General features: G+C 61.9%; 23 protein-coding genes. 16 read left to right on the forward strand and 7 right to left on the reverse strand.

The genetic code is table 11. From position 1 onward, the window contains the following. The first annotated feature begins 8 nt into the window (after positions 1-8). From V6K60_RS01675 to V6K60_RS01685, 3 genes are all read left to right on the forward strand, one after another. Positions 9-1,292, forward strand: a complete 1,284-nt coding sequence (locus V6K60_RS01675; protein WP_332448776.1) for a nucleotide-binding protein — start codon at positions 9-11, stop codon at positions 1,290-1,292. A 106-nt stretch (positions 1,293-1,398) separates the two neighbouring features. Continuing rightward, the gene (radA, locus tag V6K60_RS01680) at positions 1,399-2,373 is read left to right on the forward strand and encodes a DNA repair and recombination protein RadA (RefSeq protein ID WP_332448777.1); all 975 of its coding nucleotides are present in this window, start codon (positions 1,399-1,401) and stop codon (positions 2,371-2,373) included. Beyond that, a complete protein-coding gene (locus tag V6K60_RS01685) occupies positions 2,367-3,071 on the forward strand; it encodes a phosphoglycolate phosphatase (RefSeq protein ID WP_332448778.1) in 705 nt (234 codons plus the stop codon). The genes radA and V6K60_RS01685 overlap by 7 nt, the downstream gene beginning before the upstream one ends. Here the strand turns inward: V6K60_RS01685 and V6K60_RS01690 are convergent. The 3 genes from V6K60_RS01690 to V6K60_RS01700 all read right to left on the reverse strand — a co-directional run bounded on the left by V6K60_RS01690 (position 3,053) and on the right by V6K60_RS01700 (position 4,894). Then, positions 3,053-3,304, reverse strand: a complete 252-nt coding sequence (locus V6K60_RS01690) for a PRC-barrel domain-containing protein (protein ID WP_332448779.1) — start codon at positions 3,302-3,304, stop codon at positions 3,053-3,055. The genes V6K60_RS01685 and V6K60_RS01690 overlap by 19 nt on opposite strands. 354 nt (positions 3,305-3,658) lie before the next feature. Then, on the reverse strand, positions 3,659-3,868 hold the full coding sequence (locus V6K60_RS01695) for a histone family protein (protein WP_292386548.1): 210 nt from the start codon (positions 3,866-3,868) through the stop codon (positions 3,659-3,661). Positions 3,869-4,012: 144 nt separating this feature from the next. Further along, positions 4,013-4,894 (reverse strand): CBS domain-containing protein, encoded by an 882-nt coding sequence (locus V6K60_RS01700; RefSeq protein WP_332448780.1) that lies wholly within the window; start codon positions 4,892-4,894, stop codon positions 4,013-4,015. A 48-nt stretch (positions 4,895-4,942) separates the two neighbouring features. Between V6K60_RS01700 and V6K60_RS01705 the strand changes: the two genes are divergently transcribed. Then, a complete protein-coding gene (locus V6K60_RS01705) occupies positions 4,943-5,923 on the forward strand; it encodes an NOG1 family protein (protein ID WP_332448781.1) in 981 nt (326 codons plus the stop codon). Here the strand turns inward: V6K60_RS01705 and V6K60_RS01710 are convergent. After that, positions 5,862-6,767, reverse strand: coding sequence for a presenilin family intramembrane aspartyl protease PSH (locus tag V6K60_RS01710; protein ID WP_332448782.1), 906 nt, complete (start codon positions 6,765-6,767; stop codon positions 5,862-5,864). The genes V6K60_RS01705 and V6K60_RS01710 overlap by 62 nt on opposite strands. 57 nt (positions 6,768-6,824) lie before the next feature. Here V6K60_RS01710 and V6K60_RS01715 point away from each other — a divergent pair, with 57 nt between their 5' ends. The 6 genes from V6K60_RS01715 (at position 6,825) to V6K60_RS01740 (ending at position 11,076) form a co-directional block, all read left to right on the forward strand. Continuing rightward, positions 6,825-7,139: a hypothetical protein gene (locus tag V6K60_RS01715; RefSeq protein ID WP_332448783.1), complete on the forward strand. Its 315-nt coding sequence runs from the start codon at positions 6,825-6,827 to the stop codon at positions 7,137-7,139. Positions 7,140-7,185: 46 nt separating this feature from the next. Continuing rightward, complete coding sequence (gene fen, locus V6K60_RS01720) at positions 7,186-8,187, forward strand: flap endonuclease-1 (RefSeq protein WP_332448784.1); 1,002 nt, start codon at positions 7,186-7,188, stop codon at positions 8,185-8,187. A 134-nt stretch (positions 8,188-8,321) separates the two neighbouring features. Further along, entirely contained in the window at positions 8,322-8,498 is a 177-nt protein-coding gene (locus tag V6K60_RS01725) for a hypothetical protein (protein ID WP_332448785.1), read from the forward strand. 52 nt (positions 8,499-8,550) lie between these two features. Beyond that, entirely contained in the window at positions 8,551-10,050 is a 1,500-nt protein-coding gene (locus V6K60_RS01730) for a DUF2193 domain-containing protein (protein WP_332448786.1), read from the forward strand. A 3-nt stretch (positions 10,051-10,053) separates the two neighbouring features. Beyond that, positions 10,054-10,269, forward strand: a complete 216-nt coding sequence (locus V6K60_RS01735; RefSeq protein ID WP_332448787.1) for a DUF2180 family protein — start codon at positions 10,054-10,056, stop codon at positions 10,267-10,269. A gap of 63 nt (positions 10,270-10,332) precedes the next feature. Further along, positions 10,333-11,076, forward strand: coding sequence for an MIP/aquaporin family protein (locus V6K60_RS01740; RefSeq protein ID WP_332448788.1), 744 nt, complete (start codon positions 10,333-10,335; stop codon positions 11,074-11,076). Positions 11,077-11,101: 25 nt separating this feature from the next. Here V6K60_RS01740 and V6K60_RS01745 read toward each other — a convergent pair whose 3' ends face one another. Together V6K60_RS01745 and V6K60_RS01750 are read right to left on the reverse strand one after the other, a co-directional pair. After that, positions 11,102-12,721, reverse strand: coding sequence for a thiamine pyrophosphate-binding protein (locus tag V6K60_RS01745; protein WP_332448789.1), 1,620 nt, complete (start codon positions 12,719-12,721; stop codon positions 11,102-11,104). Then, entirely contained in the window at positions 12,702-12,902 is a 201-nt protein-coding gene (locus V6K60_RS01750; protein WP_332448790.1) for a rubredoxin, read from the reverse strand. Before V6K60_RS01750 ends, V6K60_RS01745 begins: the two co-directional genes overlap by 20 nt. A gap of 139 nt (positions 12,903-13,041) precedes the next feature. On the opposite strand from V6K60_RS01750, the gene nfi reads away from it, so the two are divergent. The 4 genes from nfi (at position 13,042) to V6K60_RS01770 (ending at position 17,780) form a co-directional block, all read left to right on the forward strand. After that, a complete protein-coding gene (gene nfi, locus V6K60_RS01755; protein WP_332448791.1) occupies positions 13,042-13,752 on the forward strand; it encodes a deoxyribonuclease V in 711 nt (236 codons plus the stop codon). A 158-nt stretch (positions 13,753-13,910) separates the two neighbouring features. After that, positions 13,911-15,101, forward strand: coding sequence for an FprA family A-type flavoprotein (locus V6K60_RS01760; protein ID WP_332448792.1), 1,191 nt, complete (start codon positions 13,911-13,913; stop codon positions 15,099-15,101). Between the two features lie 115 nt (positions 15,102-15,216). Then, on the forward strand, positions 15,217-16,242 hold the full coding sequence (locus tag V6K60_RS01765) for a phosphoribulokinase (protein ID WP_332448793.1): 1,026 nt from the start codon (positions 15,217-15,219) through the stop codon (positions 16,240-16,242). Between the two features lie 80 nt (positions 16,243-16,322). Beyond that, the gene (locus tag V6K60_RS01770) at positions 16,323-17,780 is read left to right on the forward strand and encodes a TrkH family potassium uptake protein (protein WP_332448794.1); all 1,458 of its coding nucleotides are present in this window, start codon (positions 16,323-16,325) and stop codon (positions 17,778-17,780) included. A 17-nt stretch (positions 17,781-17,797) separates the two neighbouring features. Here the strand turns inward: V6K60_RS01770 and V6K60_RS01775 are convergent, their stop codons facing one another. After that, positions 17,798-18,421 (reverse strand): hypothetical protein, encoded by a 624-nt coding sequence (locus V6K60_RS01775; RefSeq protein ID WP_332448795.1) that lies wholly within the window; start codon positions 18,419-18,421, stop codon positions 17,798-17,800. A gap of 228 nt (positions 18,422-18,649) precedes the next feature. Here V6K60_RS01775 and cfbC point away from each other — a divergent pair, with 228 nt between their 5' ends. Together cfbC and V6K60_RS01785 are read left to right on the forward strand one after the other, a co-directional pair. After that, the gene (gene cfbC, locus V6K60_RS01780; RefSeq protein WP_332448796.1) at positions 18,650-19,468 is read left to right on the forward strand and encodes a Ni-sirohydrochlorin a,c-diamide reductive cyclase ATP-dependent reductase subunit; all 819 of its coding nucleotides are present in this window, start codon (positions 18,650-18,652) and stop codon (positions 19,466-19,468) included. Further along, complete coding sequence (locus tag V6K60_RS01785; protein ID WP_332448797.1) at positions 19,428-20,501, forward strand: nitrogenase component 1; 1,074 nt, start codon at positions 19,428-19,430, stop codon at positions 20,499-20,501. The genes cfbC and V6K60_RS01785 overlap by 41 nt, the downstream gene beginning before the upstream one ends. The last annotated feature ends 13 nt before the right edge of the window (positions 20,502-20,514 follow it).

Here is a 20,514-nt window from a genome sequence, read left to right on the forward strand (position 1 = left end):
CGGCGGACGTGCAGTTCCACTATCTCCTGGTCGACGACCTCATCGCGAAGGGAGAGTTCGAGCGCAAGGTGGAGGAGAAGGTAGCGGAGTCGGGGGACCTCCTCGACGAGCGGACGGCGGCGATGCTGGTCGTCAGAGACCTCGGACGGGCACACATCCGGATCCGCGACCTCGCGGCCGCTCCGAGCCTCGCCTGTTTCTTTGCAAAGGTCCTCGAGGTCGTTGAGCCGCGGGAGTTCGAGCGGCCTGACGGCACGCCCGGCATCGTCGCGAGCGTGATGGTGGGCGACGAGACCGGCAGGGCCAGGGTGACACTCTGGGACGAGAAGGCCGGCGGGGCCCATGAGGTAGAGGCCGGGGATGTGATCGAGGTCCTCGGCCGGCCGAAGGGAAAAGGAAAGGTCCCCGACGTCACTGCCGTCGCCATCCAGGAGGCATCATGCGAGATCACCTGCGAGGAGACGGGACCCGCCACATCCTCCGGACCGACGGGAGACCTCGAGGTCAGGCTGCTCGCCGTCGAGAGCCCGCGGACGTTCAAGAGGCGCGACGGAAGCCCGGGGGAGATGGTCGAGGCGGTGATCGGGAACGAAGACGGTGTCTTCCGGCTCGTCGCCTGGGCTCCGGCCGTCCTCCTCGGGTTCGAACCGGGAGAGACGGTCGTCATCCGCGGGGCCACGGCACGGGAGGGCGAACGGGGCATCGAGTACAGCCTCGGCGAGGCGGCGTCTGTCACGCGCCTGGAGCAGGCGATCGCGGTCCCGCTCGACACCCTTGCCGATATCAAGGAGGGGGGGTCCTGCTCGTTTACCGGAGCCGTGGTGCAGGTCGAGCCCCCGCACTCGTTTGTCACGCGGAACGGGCGGCAGTCCTCGGTCCGGAACCTGGTTGTCACCGACGGGAAGAACGAGGTCCCGGTCGTCATCTGGGGCGAGAAGGCAGACGAGCACCTGGTGTCCGGCGACCGGATCGAGGCCTACAACGCGACCGCGAAACGCGGGCGCTACGGTGATCTCGAGCTCCACCTCTCGTGGGGGAGCGCTCTCGTCCTCCGCGGAGAGGAGGAGAAGGAGGTCGAAGTCGTTGGGACGATCATCCCGACCGCGCAGGGGATCGCGCTTGATACCGGCGATGCCTGCTACCTCCTCGACAGAGAGCTGCCCGTCGGGTACGTTGTGCGCGCGAGAGGTACGGTGCACCGGGGCGTGATCAGCCTCCATGCTCTGGAGGCCGTATTACCCGATCAGGACGACCTGCGGCGTCGCCTGGATCGACTCTCCGGGGGATCCTGATCCACTCTCCACTTTCACCCCGCACGGCGAGCGACCTTTATGTCTCACGCTATAGACTCTAAGTGTACCAGAGCAGAACACACACAGAGATCAAGTGAGGAATGAGATGTCAGAGATTGATCTTGAAGATTTACCAGGCGTTGGAACCGCCACTGCCGAGAAACTCCGCGAGGCCGGATACGGAACCGTCGAGAGTATAGCAACGGCCACCACATCGGACCTCGCCGAAGCGGCTGAGATCGGTGAGGGGACCGCAAAGAAGGTGATCCTCGCCGCCCGGAAGATGGCGGATATCGGGGGCTTCAAAACGGGCCGGGATATCCTGGACAAGAGAAAGGATATCGAGAAACTCAAGACACTGGTCCCCGAGTTCGACGAACTGGTCGGTGGGGGCCTTGAGACCCAGGCGATAACGGAGGTCTACGGGGAGTTCGGGTCGGGGAAGAGCCAGCTCGTTCACCAGATGGCCGTCAACGTCCAGCTTCCCGTAGCACTCGGCGGCCTTGCCGGCGGGGTCATCTACGTCGATACCGAGAACACGTTCCGCCCGGAGCGGATCGAGCAGATGGTCAACGGGCTCCCCGAAGAGGCGGACCTCGGGCCCATCGAGGATATCCTCGAGCGGATCCACGTCGCCCGGGCGCACAGCTCCGACCACCAGATGCTGCTCCTCGAGACCGCACGGGAGCTCGCCAACGAACTGCGGACCTCCGACTATCCGATCAGGCTCTTCGTCATCGACTCGTTGACGTCCCTCTTCCGCTCGGAGTACGCGGGGCGCGGCACCCTTGCGGCCCGGCAGCAGAAACTCAACCGCCACATGCACGACCTGCTCAAGTTGCTCGACGACCACAATGCCGTCGGTCTCGTGACCAACCAGGTGATGTCGAACCCCGGCGTCCTCTTCGGCGACCCCACGAGGCCGATCGGCGGCAACATCGTCGGGCACACGGCAACCTTCCGGCTCTACCTCCGGAAGAGCAAGGCCGGCAAGAGGGTCGCCCGCCTGGTGGACAGCCCGAACCTCCCCGAGGGCGAGGCGGCATTCATGGTCGAGCAGGCCGGGCTCAAATCGTGCTGAAGGCGCTCGTCACCGACGTCGACGGCACCATCACCGACCGGCGGCGGCGGATCAACACCGCCGCCATCGAGACCATCCGCACGCTCTTCGATGCCGGCATCGAGGTGGTGCTCGCAAGCGGCAACACCGTCTGCTTCATGGACGGGCTCTGCAAGATGGTCGGGACGGACGGGACCATCATCGGCGAGAACGGGGGTGTCTACCGGAGGGGGTTCTCAGGCACCCTCCGGGTTCCCGGCGACCAGAAGACCTGCCTTGAAGCGTTCGAGGTGTTGAGAGAGTATTTTGCCGAAAAAGGCGTCGAACTCGAACTCTTCGGCGCGCAGTACCGGTTCGCCGATGTGGCCTTCGCCCGGAACATCGACCCGGACGAGGCGCGGGCGGTCGTCCGCGATCGCCATCTCCCCGTCCGGGTGCTCGACACCGGGTTTGCCGTCCACCTCCAGGTGCTCGGCGTGAACAAGGGGACGGCGCTCGCAGAACTCGCAGGTGAGATGGACCTTCACCTCTCGGAGATGATGGCTGTCGGGGACTCGGAGAACGACATCGAGATGCTCAAAGCCGCCGGCGTCGGCGTTGCGGTCCAGAACGCCACGGCCCCGGTGCAGGCGGCGGCAGACTGGGTGTCCCCGTCCCCGTACGGAGACGGATTCGTAGAAGCAGTAAAAAAGTATTACCCTTATCTCTTCAGCAGGTAGCGGTCGACCACAACATAGTCTTTTATATCCTTCACCGCCTCAAACGGCACGAGCATCTTGTCCCCGTCGGTCCGGTAACCGTCGGTCTTGAACGTCTCGTCCGGTTTGACGATCAGGTCGATCACCTGCCCCGTATTGAGGTCGACCACGATGTTCTTGATGCTCCCGATGAGCATGCCATCGTTGCTCATCACTCTCTTCTTGGCGAGGGCACGGCAGAAGGTTTTACTCATACAGAACCGTGGGGCGTTTATACTATTTATATCTTTTAAAATCCTCAAAATCAGGGAAAAACCCCGGTACCGCCTTTTTACCCGGGAACGTTGCCGCCGGCCGCTGCCCGCCAGGGAACGCCCGGTTGCCGGGGCGAAGTGGCCTCGCGCCCCGGACCGGCCGCAGGCAAGGGCGTCTGCCACCCCCGGTCCCCCGGCGTATCGCACCACTTCGCCGGGCGGTAACGGGGGGGCGGCAGATCACCATACTCCAGTCTCACACACGGCGAACCGCCGACATTCCAGGAAACGGTCAGACGGGCCGCCCTGTGAGGGAGCGCTCCCGCGCTGCAAAATAGGAGAGAGAGGGTTGGTTTATCTCACAGTCTCGGCGGCCATCCGGACATCGGTCGCCTTGACCGTCTTTCTGCCTGCGTGACCCGCCAGTTTGATCGCTTCTTTCGCGATCCGTGACGCGTACTGCTCCATCAGTTTTGCGAGCTCTTCATTGGCATCGGAACTCACACGTTCCGCGCCGGACTTCTTCACAATTCTGCCAACTGGTGCCAGAGGTATATCTGTCATGTTCTCATTTCCCCCTTTTCATTGAGTTCTGTGAAATGTACTCTCACACAGAACTCGTTTGACAGAAGCACCATAGGTATTCTGATATAAATAGTTATCCTTCTCCTGAGGGGTTGAAGTGCCAAATTCAGAACGGGGAGGGGATCAAAGTGAGGGAAAGACCCGAATAATATCGGTCTGGGTAACGATGCCAACGGGCTTGCCATCCTCGACCACAATCAATCTCCCAATCTCTCGTTCCTTGAAACGCTTCACGAGCTCGTAGAGCCGGATCGATGACGGCACCTCGACCACGTCACGGGTCATGATCTCTGAGACGGGCGCATCCAGCGTCAGGCCCTCGTCCAGGCCGCGGGCAACATCGCTCACCGTCACGATGCCCACAAGGTCGGTCCCCTCCCCCCTCACCGGTGCCCCGTGGATGTGATGCACATTGAAGAGGTGGACCGCATCCCGGAGGGTGGCGGAGAGCGACAGGGTCAGGAGGGGAGCGCTCATGTAATGTTTGATCGCCTGCTTCGGGAGAGATATCATCTCCGCGACACTGATCAGGAGCGCCTGCAGGTTCTCATCCATCCCGTAGATCTCTCCTTTGACGAGCATTTTGTTCACCGGCGTGGGCCCGATCGAGACCATCTCGCCGACCTTGAAGAGTTTCACGCTCCCGATGATCTTGACCATCGCGTGACAGAGGTCAGGGTGGCAGAGGGTGGTAAAATCGAGCTCCGAGACCCGGACGCCCTTCACCTTCTCACCGTCGCGGAAGATCGGCACCTCAGACTGGTGCTCGAGGTCGCCGAGGTTCAGTTCCTTGTATGCACGGGCGGTCGGGCTATACCCGCCCTTCGGGCCGGGCACGCCGTCTACGAGCCCGAGCGCCTTCAATGCCTGCATCTGGTTACGGACCGTGCCGGGGTTGCGCGTCAGCACGTCCGCGATCTCCTCACCTTTTATAGAGTGAGAAGACTGATGATATAGGGTAATCAGAGTTATCAGGATGTCCTTCTGGATTGGAGAGAGATCCATAATTATCAGTCATTATATGTTGTTTAAATAGATTAGGTTGTGCGTACAGTGGAATTTGAAACCATCCCGACCGTTCCGACGGCGGACGAACTACTCGACCGCAGCCTTCGCAGGGCGGCCGCCAAGAAGAAGTTGAAGACCAATGTAGACCGAGCGAACGAGGAGTTCGTGCGAGCGGTCGCAAAAGCCATCCACGACAAATTAAAGAGCGTGGTCAGCTCGTTCCCGAGCTTCGAACGTCTTCCCCCCTTCTACCAGGAGGCGACCGAGATCCTGGTCTCGCTCGACCGGCTGAAACGGTCCCTCGGCGCCGTCACCTGGGCTGCCGAGCAGGTCTGGACCATCGGTTCCGGCTACACCCGGAGTATGCGATCCGGGGAGGAGACCGATCAGAAACGGCGGCAGGCCGTCGCCCGCATCGCCTCTATCGTCCACCAGGTCGAAGACGACCTGGTATTCCTCAATGATGCGCGCAACGTCCTGCGGAAACTCCCGCATGTGACCGAGGACGAGTTCACCGTGGTGGTGGCCGGCTTCCCGAACGTCGGGAAATCCTCGTTCATCAGGCTCGTCTCAACGGCGGACCCCGAGATCGCCGCCTATCCGTTCACCACAAAGGGGATCATCGTCGGTCACCACGAGATCGGGAAACGCGACCGGATCCAGTTCATCGACACACCGGGAGTCCTCGAACGACCCGCTGAAGAGAGGAACCCCATTGAGCGGCAGGCGGTGAGTGCCATCATCAACACCGCCGACGTCGTCCTCTTCATCCTGGACGCAAGCGAGCACTGCGGGTATTCACTCGATGATCAGATCCGGCTCCTCGAGGAGATACGCCGGCTCGTCGACGTGCCGGTGGTGACCGTCGTCAATAAGGCGGACATCCAGGGGATCGAGGGCTACCCGACGATGTCCACGCTCACCGGCGAAGGGGTGGAAGGGGCACTCGACCTCCTGCTCACCTTCAGAAAGGCCACCACCCAAACGAACCTGCGAGAGCCGCCCCAACCAGAAACCCAAGAATAGCACCGGCGTTCAGAGGGGGGAGCCCTGCCTGGGGCTTTCCGCTGTTGACGAAGTAGAGGAGCACGGCAAGCCCTGCAAGCGATCCCACCATCGCCCCGAGTGTCGGGGCGGAAAGGACCCAGAGGACGGCGGGCGCATCCACAAAGACGTGCGACGACACCACGAGGATGGAGGGCATGATCAGGTCGCCCAAGCCCATGAGGAACGCGCCGCGCTCCTCCCCCTCCTGGATCTTGAGGCCTTCACGCCGGAATGAGTAGTCCGCTCTCTTCGGGACCACGACCATGATAGGGGATTTCGTCTCAATGACACCCTCGGCAAGCGTGATCATGTGTTTTGTCCGGTAGACCGATATGGCATCGTAGACCGCGAGGAGCACGAGCAGCACGATCACCGGCAGGATGGCGAGGGATATACCGAAGATTGAGGTGATGCCTGCAGATAGCAGCACGCCGAGAATATCGATGACGTACCACTCCGGATAGAGATAGAGGAGCGTCGTCGCCGCCCCGGCAGCGATGAGCGTTCCGACGGCGGCGGCATCGGTGGCCCCGAGCGCGAGGCCGAGGAGCGCCCCGAATATGTAGACGAACGTCATGAATATGGCAATGCCGATGAAGACAGCGAGGAACCTCCGTCCCCCCACCCGGATCAGGAGGAGCAGGACCAGGGTGAAGGCGAGCAGTATCCCTATGAAGAAGAGAGGGTTTGCAACCGACTCGGGATCCTCAAACGCCACAAGCCCCGCCGCCTGCATGGGAAGGACGAGGATGATGGCAATCATCTGGACCGAGAGGAGCATCAGGGGCATTCCAAGAAAGGGTAGCCATTCACGTATCTGCATCACAAATCTCCATTCACTATAGGTAGGTTAATTAATGCATCCTCATTACTTTAAAATATGGAGATTCGTGAACTCATCGGCGACATCGTTCTCACCATCGTGATGGTGGTCTCCACCGTCGTGCTGGTGATGCGATTCTGGCAGGACCTGACCATAGCGATTGCCGCAACGCTCATGATGCTCTCCCTCGGGGGGCTGCTCATCTCTCTCGGTATGAAGATTGTGAGTCTTGAGCAGAGCGTCGTACAGCGGGAGCGCACCATGCGCGTGAACATAGAAGAGATGGGGAACACGATGAGCGCCAAGTATGACAACACCGTGAGCCACATCGAGGAGATCGTCGACGGGCTCTCCCGGCGGATGTACCGGTGAACTGAATCGCCACCTTAATGGCCTTTCCCTCTCATGAATAGGTAGCATGGGCGTCGCTATCCGTGATATTCTGGCAGACTGTAAAGAGACGTTGACATGGGAGAATTTATCCGGCACCGCCGCAGTGGACGCCCATAACGCGCTCTATCAGTTTCTCTCGATCATCCGGCAGCCTGACGGCACACCGCTGATGAATGGGGCTGGAAGGGTCACCTCGCACCTCTCCGGCATCCTCTTTCGGACGGTCAACTTCCTGGAGAAGGGCATAAAACCGGTCTTCGTCTTCGACGGAAAGCCGCCGGAGTTCAAGGAGGAGACGATCCGCGAGCGGCGGGCGGTTCGTCTCCGGGCCGACGAGGCCTGGAAAGCGGCACTCCGGGAGGGGGATATGGAGGTTGCCTACCGGCAGGCGAGCGCGTCCACCCGTATCGACAGCCAGATCCTCGAGTCGTCCCACGAACTCCTGGACCTGCTCGGTATCCCCCGGGTACAGGCGCCGAGCGAGGGCGAAGCGCAGGCGGCCCACATGGCGCGGAAGGGAACGGTCACCTACGCGGTCTCGCAGGACTACGACTCGCTCCTCTTCGGTTCCCCGGTGCTTGTCCGGAACCTCACGATCAGCGGCCGGCGAAAGATGCGGGGGCGGACGATCACAGTAAACCCTGAGAGGATCGTCCTCTCCTCCCTCCTCGACTGCCTGGGCGTCACCCGGGAGCAACTCGTCGAGATCGGCATCCTGGTGGGCACGGACTTCAACCCGGGCATCCGGGGCGTCGGCGGCAAGACGGCCTTAAAAGTCGTCCGAAACGGGGAGTTCGAGTCGGTGATTGCAGAGAGAGCACCCGACTTCGACCCCGAACCCATCCGGGACTTCTTCCTCGACCCGCCGGTCACCGACGACTATGCCCTTGAGTGGAGGGCGCCGGACGTCGACGGGGTTATCGAGATGCTCTCGGGCCGCTATGACTTCTCCGAGGAACGGGTCAGGGGCGCTCTCGCCAAGGTCTCGGTGAAGGCGACGCAGAAGACACTGGATGCCTGGTTCTGATACTCCCGATGCTCCGCCTCTCCCGGGAAGGTCGCAGAATGGCGGCGAATCCCGGAAAGCGACGCACTCTTTTCCATAATGGCGCATCGGGAGACGACGCAACAGTTATATGGCAGAACGACCAAGTAAGCCAATTGACGAAGAAACCCCGGGCCTTCAAGACAGGATGGGGAGTGCAGGGACGAAAGCGGACACGCACAATCTCTGATTACCGTTCAGTCTCCCAGACTATTATTGACCTTTCGTTCTCCCGGTTCGTCCGGGCTCTTCCCGGGACCAAGTCCCTTCCGTCTCCCAGCGTCGCCCTGTAACCACGGTGGCTCCTGCCGGACCGCCGTTAAACGATACCAAGAGGTGATTGATATGAGAGAACTCTACGAGAAGATGATAAACGAGGCCATGGCCGCCCAGCGGGCGGATGTGGATACGGTAAAGGCGAAACGCGGCCAGAAGTTCGTCATCGAGGACACGAAACCCTACGTCGACGTGGCGAAGAAGATGACGGCGATCGGGGACCAGAGCCAGGCGGTCATCGACCTCCACAAGGACTCGGTGGTCTCGCATTACGAGACCCTGAAAAGCCTTACAACGACCGTCCGCCCCGAAGACGACCCGTTCGTCGAACACTACCAGACACCCGTGGTGCTCGAGATCCTGAAAGATCAGGACGAGGCGTTTGCAAAAAGCGTCGATACCTTCGTCCAGGCGATCGCGGATGCGGAGAGCCTGATCGGCCTTGAGGCAGTGCGGCACTACGGCGGGTTCTACGGCCCCACCTGCGTCGTCGACTTTGCACTGATCCCGGGGAGCACGAGCAACGTGGTGAACCAGGTGCTGCAGAAGACCGATATACCGGTCGAGCACAAGCGAGCGATCCTCGCCGCCAAATCATGGGCCATGAACACCTCCTACGGGTTTGGAGACCACTTCGCCCACGCCCTCGAGGGAGGAGCCACCCCCACCGAGGCGACGGCAAAAGAGATCGCGACGATGCAGAAGATCTACCGCGACCCGGTCGAAGCCCAGGCGGAGTTGATGGATGCGGCCGGGATGACTTCCTTTGACCAGCGGAAGTACATGAGCGAGTACCGGCGCCGCATGGAAGGGACGATCAAGGCCGCAATCGACGACGGTGTCCACTACGGCAACATCCTGACCATCCCGGCTTACAGCGTCGGCGACATCGCGCACCACATCGCGCAGACGACCTTCAACATGTGCAAGGACGATGTCGTCATGGCGACGATCGAAGGGGTCACCGACGTGATGGAGTCGTCGCTCCGGAACTCGCTCGACTCTTACAAGAGTTACTGGGACGTCCTCTCGGTCGCGACCGGGTCGTCTGCCGCCGCAACCGAGTATCTCCTCCAGCTCGACGGGTTCAACGCACCCATGATCGTCGACCTGCTCACGAAGCGGTTCCACAACTACGTCCAGATCTACCCGTCCCGGGGAGCAGCGTCGGAGCTCCACAACTGCGACTTCATGGACATGATCTACCGCGGGTGGAAACTCCTCGACAAGGCAGGGCGGATGCGGAACGGGTCTGGTGAACCGCTGGTTCCCATGGTCGGCAAGTACCCCGTCGACCTCTCGCCCATCCACAAGAACGAGGTGCTGATGAACCCGCAGTGGTACGTCTACGCGGCCTGTGCGATATCCGTCCGGTTCTCCGCCCTTATGCGGCTTTCGGATTACCCGTGCCTCCTGACGAGCGAGCCGGTGACCGCGACGATGATGACGAACATCATCGCTCTCGAGAAGGAGACGGCAGCCGCCCCGGTGCGGGCCTGCAAGAACTGTGCCTCGGCGTGCCTGGTCGACATGCGGCACCAGTACTGCCAGTGGAAAGAGGCGGTCTAAACCATGAAGTGCTACTACTGCGCCCTTGAGGGGAAGGAGAGCGAAGCAGTGGCAGTCTGCATCGTCTGCGGGATGGGACTCTGCATGGATCATGCCATCAGAAAGGATATCGATGTCTGGGAGGGCGGTTACCCGCTCCCCAGCAGGCGCGTGAAGGCTCCACTGCCGAGGATCCTCTGTCCCGAGTGCTATGCTGCCCTGTATGGAAAGGAGAAGTAAAGCACACGCCCCCGACCTTTTTTGGTCGGCTTCTCGTAAAATCTATGCCAATCTGGTGTAATCATGACCACATCCCTTGGAAAACGCTGCATTGCCGAAGCTATCGGGACATTCATCCTGGTCTTCTTCGGAACCGGTGCCGCAGTAGTCACGCTGATGCTCGCCGCGGGGACCACCCCGGCGACCCCCTTTAACATAGGGATCGGGGCGCTTGGGGGCCTCGGCGACTGGCTCGCCATAGGACTTGCCTTCGGCATAGCCATCGCCGGGTCCATCTATGCTTTCGGGAGGGTATCAGGCTGTCACATCAACCCGGCGGTCACGATAGCCCTCTTTGCAACCCGGCGGTTCTCCGGGCGCGACACGGTTGCCTACATCGTCGTGCAACTCATCGGCGCTGCGGCCGCAAGCCTGCTCTTAGCCTGGGTCATCGGCCCGGACGCCGTCACCATCGGGGGCCTCGGGTCAACAGCACCCTTCCCCGGCATCGGCTACCTGCAGGCGATCGTCATCGAGCTCATCGGGACGTTCCTCCTGATGCTCGTCATCATGGGCGTCGCTGTCGACGAACGGGCCACGCCGGGCTTTGCCGGGCTTATGGTGGGCCTCGCGGTCGCGGGCATCATCACGACGACCGGGAACCTGACCGGCGCGTCGTTGAACCCTGCCCGTACATTCGGGCCCTACCTCGGTGACTGGCTGCTTGCCGGCCAGAACCTCTGGGAGTTCTTCCCCATCTACATCATCGGACCCATCGTCGGTGCGCTGCTCGCTGCGTTCCTCTACGACTACCTCTGTAGCGACTGATGAACCTCCCCTACCTTTTTTTTCCTCACGCAAAGCGCTTTGGGTCGGTCTCGATATCGACCAGAACGGGTTTCTCCATCGCCAGTGCACGGAGGACGGCGTCCCGGAGGTCTCCTGGCCGGGTCACCCGTATCCCGGCGCCGCCGCAGGCCTCCGCGTACGCCGCAAAGTCGGGGTTCGTGAGGTCGGTCCCGAAGGGCGGGTATTTCGCCTCCCGCTGCTCTTCGCGGATCATGGCGAGGTCGTGATTGTTCAAGACAAGGACCGTGATGGGGAGATCGTATTTGACCGCCGTGGTGAAGTCGGCCATGACCATGGCAAACCCGCCGTCCCCGGTGATGCAGACGACGCTCTTCTCCGGATAGGCCAGTTTTGCCGCAATCGCCCCGGGCAGCCCGAACCCCATCGTCCCGAGGTAGCCCGACATCGCGAACCGCTGCCGCTTCATCCGGAAGTTCCGCCCGAACCACCACTGGTTCTCCCCGACATCAAGCGATATGACCGCGTCCTCCGGCAAGGTCTCTGAGAGGACCTTCATGATGAACGGAGGACGGAGCGGGACGGCCTCCGGGTCGGCCTCCCGGTCGAGCCGGTCGCGCCATTCCTGCTTCTTCTCCGCGAGCCACTGCCGGGTCCCGGGGTCATCCCGCGGCCGGACCCGTTCACGGATCCGGGGTATGGCAATGGCACAATCGCCCCAGACCCCGACCGCAAGCGGGTGCTTCCCGAGCTGAAGCGGGTCGATATCGATATGGACGGCCCGCTTACTCCCGGGGATCCCGGTGAGGTCGGAAAAACTTGCGCCGCAGGCGATCACCAGGTCCGATTTCAGGACGAGGGTCAGGGCATGCGGCGTCCCAAGCTGCCCGTGAAGCCCGGCAACCCACTCGTTATCGTCGGGAAGGATGCCCTTTGCCCGGAAGGTGGTGACGATCGGCGCCTGGATCGTCTCCGCGAGGTCGAGGACCGGACCGGCCGCACGCATGGCCCCGAACCCCGCGAGGATGACCGGTCGTGCGGCGCCGTCGATCGCCTCCGCCGCGGCCGCGACGGCTCCGTCGGTCGGCGCAACCCCGACCTCCGGGAGGCAGGTCTCACGCTCGCAGTAAGTTGCATCAAGCGGTTCTCTCTGGACATCGTTCGGGAGCGAGAGCTGGGCGACGCCGCGGGCGACGACGGCGTAGCGCAGCGCCCGGGTGAGGAGTTTGATCGCCGTCGTCGGGTCGGCGACGGTGTTGTTGAAGACCGTGATGGGCCGGAAGAAGGCGTCCTGGTCGATCTCCTGGATGCCGCCGGGTCCGGCATACTGCGTCTGGACCTGGCCATTCAGCGAGAGGACACTCGCATGATCCTCCTTTGCGTCGTACAGGCCGGTGGCGAGGTTCGTCGCTCCCGGCCCGGCGATGGTCAGGCAGACCGCTATCTTTCCCGTGAATTTGTTGTAGGCAGACGCGGCGAAGGCCGCCGTCTGCTCGTGCCGGACGACGATATACCGGGCATTCGGGTTTCTCCTGACCGCGTCCACGAGCGGGAGCGCCGACGATCCGGGCATACCGAAGTAGAGGGTGACCCCCCATGCTTCTAACTCTGCTACCATCACGTCGGCCACCGTCGCTATAGCCCCTTCAAAGGTCGTCTTCTTCATCTGTCTTCACCTCATCCTCTTCATCAACCCGCACAAACGCTCCCTTTCCCACGGTGCATTCGGGACACCGCCAGTCGTCGGGGAGGTCCTCAAACGGCGTCCCCGGCGGAATACCGGTGGCCGGGTCTCCCGTCTCCTCGTTGTACTCGTAATCGCAGACGCTGCATACCCATCGCGCCATACCGCTCACGTCCCGGAGATGACTCGCGAGCCGTACCCTACCTCGAGACATATAAATATGCCCCCGAACCCCGGCACCTGGTTCGGGCCGCACCCACCAACAGGCAGTAATAGTCTGTAAGGATCAGGTATCGGTGATCATGGAGATCAACGAGACCCACCCGTTTGACCTTGCCCCGGCGGAGGCCGTTCGCCTCCAGGAGACGCTCCGGACGAAGATCAGCCTCTCCGGCGACATAGGTGAGGTCACTCTCCTCGCCGGCGCCGACGCCTCCTACGCGAGAGGCTCAAACGAGATCCATGCGGTCGCCGTTGCTCTCCGGTATCCCGGCCTCGCCGTCGTCGAGCGTGTCTCTGCCTCTATCGAGACGTCGTTTCCCTACATACCGGGACTTCTCACCTTCCGGGAAGGTCCCGCCCTCCTTGAGGCGTTCCGGAGACTGCGGTCCGAGCCGGACGTCATCCTCTTCGACGGACAGGGGATCGCCCATCCCCGCGGCCTCGGCATCGCAAGCCATATGGGCATCCTGCTCGACCGGCCCACCATCGGGGTTGCAAAGAGCCTCCTCGTCGGCACGGTGACGGAGCCCGGTCCGGGAAGGGGCTCGATGAGCCCGATGCTCCGGGACGGCGAGACGATCGGGATGGCAGTCCGGACGAAAGAGAGGACGAAACCGGTCTACGTCTCGGTGGGCCACCGGATCGATCTTCCCTCCGCGGTCGATCTCGTCCTCGCGACCGCCCGGGGCTACCGGCTCCCGGAGCCGACCCGGCAGGCCCATCTCTATGCCAATGAGGTCCGGAGGGAGGTGGACCGGGGTGAGAGGCAGACCGGTCTCCCCACCGGGTAATGGGGGCGAAACTGTTATCTGCGTTCGGGCTGAATAAGCGTTCACCGACCGGCATGGTAGAAACCGCGACCGGTTGCAGCCTATGGAGTGTGAATTATGTCAGGAATTTACTCACATACACTGTATTACCGCCGGAATGCACCCTGGGGGGGCAGCGCATGACCCCGCGTGAGATTGTGCCGGGCGTCTTCTCCGTCGGGGCCATCGACTGGGATCTCCGGCTCTTTGATGAGTTGATCCCGACCCCCGACGGCACCTCCTACAACAGCTACCTCATCCGGGGCAGCGAGAAGACAGCGTTGATCGATACCGTCAACCCGCCGAAGTTTTCGGACCTCACGAGAAACCTGGACCGGCTCGGGGTCGAGAAGATCGACTACATCATCGCCAACCACGCCGAGCAGGACCATTCGGGCTCGATACCGGCGATGCTCGACCGGTTCCCCGGCGCGAAAGTGGTGACGAACGCAAAGTGCCGGGATTTCCTGGTTGACCTCCTCCATATCTCCGCCGACCAGGCCATCGTCATCGGGGACGGGGATACGCTCACCCTCGGGGACCGGACGCTTGAGTTCATCCTCGCCCCCTGGGTCCACTGGCCGGAGACGATGCTGACCTACCTCCAGGAGGACCGGATCCTCTTCTCCTGCGACTTCTTCGGTTCGCACTACGCGACGAGTTCTCTCTATGTCCCCGACGAGGCGGTGATCTACGAGTCCGCGAAGCGTTACTACGCCGAGATCATGATGCCCTTCAGGTCGAGCATCAAGGCGCACCTCGCGAAACTGGAGCCCCGCGAGATCGCCGTGATCGCCCCGAGCCACGGCCCGGTCTACGACAGGCCGGCGTTCATCATGGACGCCTACCGGGACTGGGTGGGTGACGACGTCAAGAACGTGGTGATCCTTCCGTATGTCTCCATGCACGGGAGCACCCAGGCGATGGTCGACCACTTCGTCGGCGCCCTGATGGAGCGGGGTGTCCAGGTCCAGCCGTTCAACCTCCCGAAGACCGATATCGGCGAACTTGCAAAAGGCATCGTGGACGCCGCGACGATCGTTATCGGGACTCCGACGCTCATCTTCGGCCCCCACCCGCAGGCGGTCTACGCTGCCTATCTCGCAAACCTTCTCCGCCCGAAGACCCGGTATGTCTCGGTGATCGGGTCCTACGGCTGGGGCGGGAAGACCGTCGATACCCTGGCGGGCATGCTCGGCCGGCTCAAGGTCGAGGTTATCGACCCGGTCTATATCAAGGGCTACCCAAAGGAGGAGGACTTCGCGGCACTCGATCGGCTCGCCGACGATATCCTGAAGAAGCACCAGGAAGCGGGGATCATCCCGTCATAGGCACCTGTATAAGGGATGAACTCCGGCTGGCCTCCCTTTTTTCCCTGCCCCAAAACCCTTCATCCGGCACCAAAATCTTAACTGTGAGATACCGACCAATCTATTGAGCTGACCTATGTTCCCGTCCGATTTCAAGAGAGTCATCGCAGAGTCGCCCTACGTCTTCATCATCGGCGTAGCGGGAGACAGCGGAAGCGGCAAGACGACCTTCACCCGGGCCATCCGGGAGATCTTTGGAGAGGAACTCGTCTCCACGATCACCATCGACGACTACCACCGCTACGACCGCCAGGAGCGCAAGGCTCTCGGGATCACCCCGCTTGTCCCCGAGGCGAACCGGTTCGACCTGCTCGAAGAGCATCTTGTCGCCCTCAAAGCAGGGAAGACGATCGAAAAACCGGTCTACAATCACGACAACGGGCAGTTCGATCCCCCGGTGCCCTTCAGCCCCACGAAGATCCTGATCCTCGAGGGGCTGCACCCCTTCGTCACGGGGACACTGCGTGACCTGATCGACTTCAAACTCTATGTGGACCCGGACCCCGGGGTCAAACGCGCCTGGAAGATCAAGCGCGACGTAGAGAAGCGGGGATACGCCCCTGATGCGGTCATCAAGGAGATGGAGGAGCGCAAACCCGACTACGAGCAGTATGTCGCGCCGCAATGCCTCTTTGCGGATGCGGTCATCCGGATCGCCTTCTCGAAGTACGGCAGGGAGGTGAGCGAGGAGCGGAACGTCTACCGCGTCACCCTCTGCCAGAGCAGGCTTGAGAAGAGCATCGGCGACGTCGACCTCTCGATCGACCTCTTCGGGCTCCTCTCGCTCTCAGAGCGTGACTTCATGGTCGAGTTCACCACCGAGGACGTCGGGGGAGAGGCGATGGGGGCGCTCACGTTCGACGGTGAGTTGAACGACACCGTTGCACGAAAACTGGAGCGGAACATCGAGATCCAGACGCAGGTGGAGCCCATCGATCTCAGTCAGGGCGGCGACTACCTGACGGCCGGGGATATGGCCCAGCTCATCCTCGCCTGGCGAATCATCAACCGGCGGATCTTCATCGAGAGCGCTCCGGGGACGGATGGCGGGAGACGGGAGATGCCGGACAGGAGCGGCGGCTGTGGATGCGGCCGGCGATGATTCCATCGCTCAATGGTGCCCGGAACCTCGAACGATCGTGTGAGCGAAGATAGATAAGAGCACCCGGAGAAGATATACCGATGGACAGGATCGAGCGGTTCTCGACCATCGCACCCGATATCGGCAATATCTTCCGGTATATGAGCGTCGCCACAGCGGCGCCGCTTCTCGTGGCGGCGATCTACCGGGAGTGGGAGATGATCCTGCCCATGCTCTCCGTCCCGGTCACCCTCCTCCTTTTAGGGACACTCCTCGTCCGGGTACCCCGGGACGAGCGAGAGGCGCCTCTCTCCGCCGCCCTCATGGCCGTCGCCCTGATCTGGCTCGTCATCGCCCTGGTGAGTGCCCTGCCGTTCAGCCTCGGGCTCGGTGTCCCGTACCTCGACGCCGTCTTTGAGGCGATGTCGGGATGGACCGATACGGGTCTGACGATGATGCGGTCGGTTGAAGACCTGCCCCGGACGCTCCTCTTCTGGCGGTCGCTGATGCAGTGGCTCGGCGGCCTCGGCATCGTCGCCTTCACCATCGCGATGGCTTCAAGGACCGGGCTGACCCAGTTCCGCCTCTACCGTTCGGAAGGACGTTCGGAGGCGTTGATGCCGAGCGTCGTCGCAACGGGCATGGAGATGTGGAAGATCTACCTGGTGCTGACCGTCGCCTCGATCGGGCTCGTCCTTCTCTCGGGGGTACCCCCCTGGGACGCGGTGAACATCGCCCTCGTCGCGATCTCCACCGGGGGGTTCTCCCTCCACACGGAGGGGATCCCCTTCTACAACAACCCGTTCCTCGAGGTCCTCATCGTCCCGATCATGATCGCCGGCGCCCTGCCGTTCAAGCTCTACTACATCCTCTACCGCCAGAACGGCGTGCGCTTCTTCGACGACCAGCAGGCACGACTCCTCTTCATGCTCATCGCGCTCGGGATCGTCGTGATAACCTGGGATCTCGTCACGCTCAACGCAACCGATATCCCTACCGCCATCCGTCATGCGCTCTTCATGTCGGCCGCGGCGGTCACCACCACCGGATTCCAGGTCACCTCCCCGAACGAATGGGCGAGCGTGACGGTCCTCTTCCTCTCGATGCTGATGGTCATCGGCGGGGCGTCGGGGAGCACCGCCGGCGGCATCAAACTCTCCCGGGTCGTCCTCGCTTTTCAGAGCCTGCTCTGGTGGTTCCGGCGGATGTTCGTCTCCGGGAATGTCCTTGTCCCCTTCAAGTACGACGGCAGGGTGATCCCGAAGAACGTCGCCGACCTCGAGGTCTCCCGGAACATGCTGATCATCATGCTCTACTTCCTCTCGATCTTCGTCGCCACAGTGCTTGTGATGCACCTGCAGCCGACGGCATTCGACTCAAGCAACGTGATCTTCGAGGTCGTCTCCGCGATGTGCAACAGCGGCATCTCCACCGGGTTCGTCTCACCCGATATGACCTGGCCGGGGAAGATCCTCTTTATCCTGCTCATGTGGATAGGGCGTCTTGAGGTCATACCGGTGATCATGTTCGTAATGGGGTTCTTTAAGCGGTTCGACTGAACATAAAAAGAGGGGGGTCACTCCGGCCGGTCATGGGCGTAGAGGTCGTCCACCTTCGCCCGGTCCCCGCCGTTCGCCACAAGGAGGTCCATGTAAGCGTAGACCTCGGGGGCATCCTCCTCCAGGAGCGCCGGGGAGACATGGTAGAGCATGAAGGCCTCGGCAAAGACCGCCGCCTTCCACTCCTCACCAGGGGGTGCGCTGACCCGGGAGAGGTACGACCCCGAGTTGATCTCCAGTGTCTCAAAGACCGTGCTCTCCTCAAACCCCATGGTGCGGTAGACCCGATACCCGACCTGCTGGACAAAGACCTCGTCGGCCCGCGCCGGGTCCCTGTCCGAGCGGATGTAGATGGCGTTCTCGTCGGAGACGTAACGACCGCTTATGCCGATTCCGGATGCATCATGCTGCTTGAAGAATGCATTCTTGCTGTCGATGTAAACGGTGAGATCCTCCATAAACTCGTTTCTTATTTTGGTGCTCTGCTGGAACACCAGGGCCTCTGCAAGTGCCGCCTCGGCGCCGCTCCCATCACGATTCTCCAGGCGGAAGCCGGTGACCGGGCTCACAGAGAAGACCGAACAGACGACGGAGATAAGAATAACCGCCGCAACCAACCGTGATCGAAACCGTGGATCCATCGCTATGCCTCTTGCTTAACCATGTGTTTCTAGTTCATTATTATATACTTTTCTAAAAATAAAAAATGCATTATAACAGTCATATTATTCAAATGATGCAATATTTTGGGATTTTTCGTCACCAGGCAATTTCTGAGACTGTTATGGCATACTAGTAAATAGTATATAATTGGGCATTGCGAACTCCATCCGACACCTAATTACCCATGCGAGCGCATAATAGGAATAATGAAGCAGATCGCCCTCTACGGGAAAGGGGGAATCGGGAAATCCACGACGGCAGCAAACCTATCGGCAGCGCTCGCGGGAGAGGGGCTTGATATCCTGCAGATCGGGTGCGATCCGAAGCACGACAGCACCCGTATGCTGATGCACGGGACCTGGATCCCGACGGTCCTCGATCTTATCCGGGAGCGCGGGGACGCAAACATCACCGTCGACGATGTAGTCTACCAGGGCTTCCGGGGGGTGCGGTGCGTGGAGGCAGGCGGGCCCGAGCCGGGGATTGGGTGCGCGGGCCGGGGGATCATCGCAACGTTCCAGCTCCTCGAACGTCTGGACGCCCTCAAAGGCGACGTCATCGTCTACGACGTCCTCGGAGACGTCGTCTGCGGCGGGTTCGCGATGCCGATGCGGGAGGGATACGCGCAGGAGATCTACCTGGTCACCTCCGGCGAACTGATGTCCATCTACGCGGCAAATAACATCGCGAAGGCCATCGCGCGCCTCTCGCACCGGGTGCGGAGCAAGTGCACGCTCGGCGGTGTGATCTGCAACGCAAAGAACATCGACGGCGAGCGGGACCTGGTGGAGGAGTTCGCCCGCCGGATCAACTCCCGGCTCATCGCCTACATCCCCCGCGACCGGGTGGTGCAGGTTGCGGAATTGAACCGGCAGACGGTCGTCGAATACGCCCCCGACTCGGACCAGGCAGCGGTCTACCGGGAACTCGCCCGCACGATCCGCGACAACCAGACGACGAGTATCCCCACCCCTCTCGAGATGGATGAGCTCGAATCCTTCGCCCTTGAATTCGTCCAGGTTTGAGGGGTGCACCCTGACCGGAGCGCTCTCGGTGGCGACAGAGGTACGGGACGCAGTCTGCATCATCCACGGCCCTTCGGGATGCACGCACCACAACTTCTCCCTCCTCCACGCTACCCTGCTCTCGAACGACCGGCTCGAACTCCCCCGCCTCCTCTCCACCCGCCTGACGGAGAACGACATCATCTTCGGGGGGGAGGATGCGCTGGAGGCGACCATAACCCGGGCACTCTCGGTCTCCCCTGCCCCCGCTTCCGTCTTCGTCCTCTCGACCTGCATCGTCGATACAATCGGGGACGACACCGCGGGGGTCTGTGCAAAACCGCGAGGCGTCCCGGTGGTCGCCGTGCCGACCGCGGGGTTTCTCGGCGGGGTCTTTGAGACCGGCGTCAGAAACGCCCTTTCCGCCGTCGCCGCGCTCGCCCTGCCCACGGCAGAGACGACCCTCACAGCGAACCTGGTCGGCGAGAAGAACCTGGAGTACGGCGTCGATGAGAACGCGGCCGAGATCGCACGCCTTCTCTCCCGGCTCGGCATCGGGGTCAACCTCCGGTTTGTCCGGGGGATCACGACCCGGGATGTGGAACGCCTCGGCTCGGCTGCCGTTAACATCCTCCGGGAGCCGACGTTGCGGCCGGTCGGCGACGACCTCAAACGACGGTTGGGCACGCCTTACATCGACTCGTTCCCGGCCGGCCTTGCCGGGACGCGCCGGTTCATCGAGGAGGCGGGCCGGATCTGCGGCGTCGATCCTTCGGGTGCGGTCGAGGAGGAGCGTGCCTACCAGGGAGAGATGCTTGGGCAGTTCTCCGACGTCGCGGGCAGCAGGATATGCTTCAAGTCCCCCCACCCCATGCTCGAGGCTGATCCGGGTGCAGAGGCCGTCTGCGCCGAGTGCGTCGAAGCCCTCGATCTTGCCGTCGATCCGGACGGAGTGGTCATACCATTTCCCTACCCGGCGCCGGTGGGGACCGCCGGCCTGGGAAGGATGCTCCACCGGTGGAGGGTGCTGATCCGGGGGAAGAGGCGGGGGTGATAAACCGTATACA

The organism is Methanoculleus sp., from assembly GCF_036677455.1.
Classification (GTDB): domain Archaea; phylum Halobacteriota; class Methanomicrobia; order Methanomicrobiales; family Methanoculleaceae; genus Methanoculleus.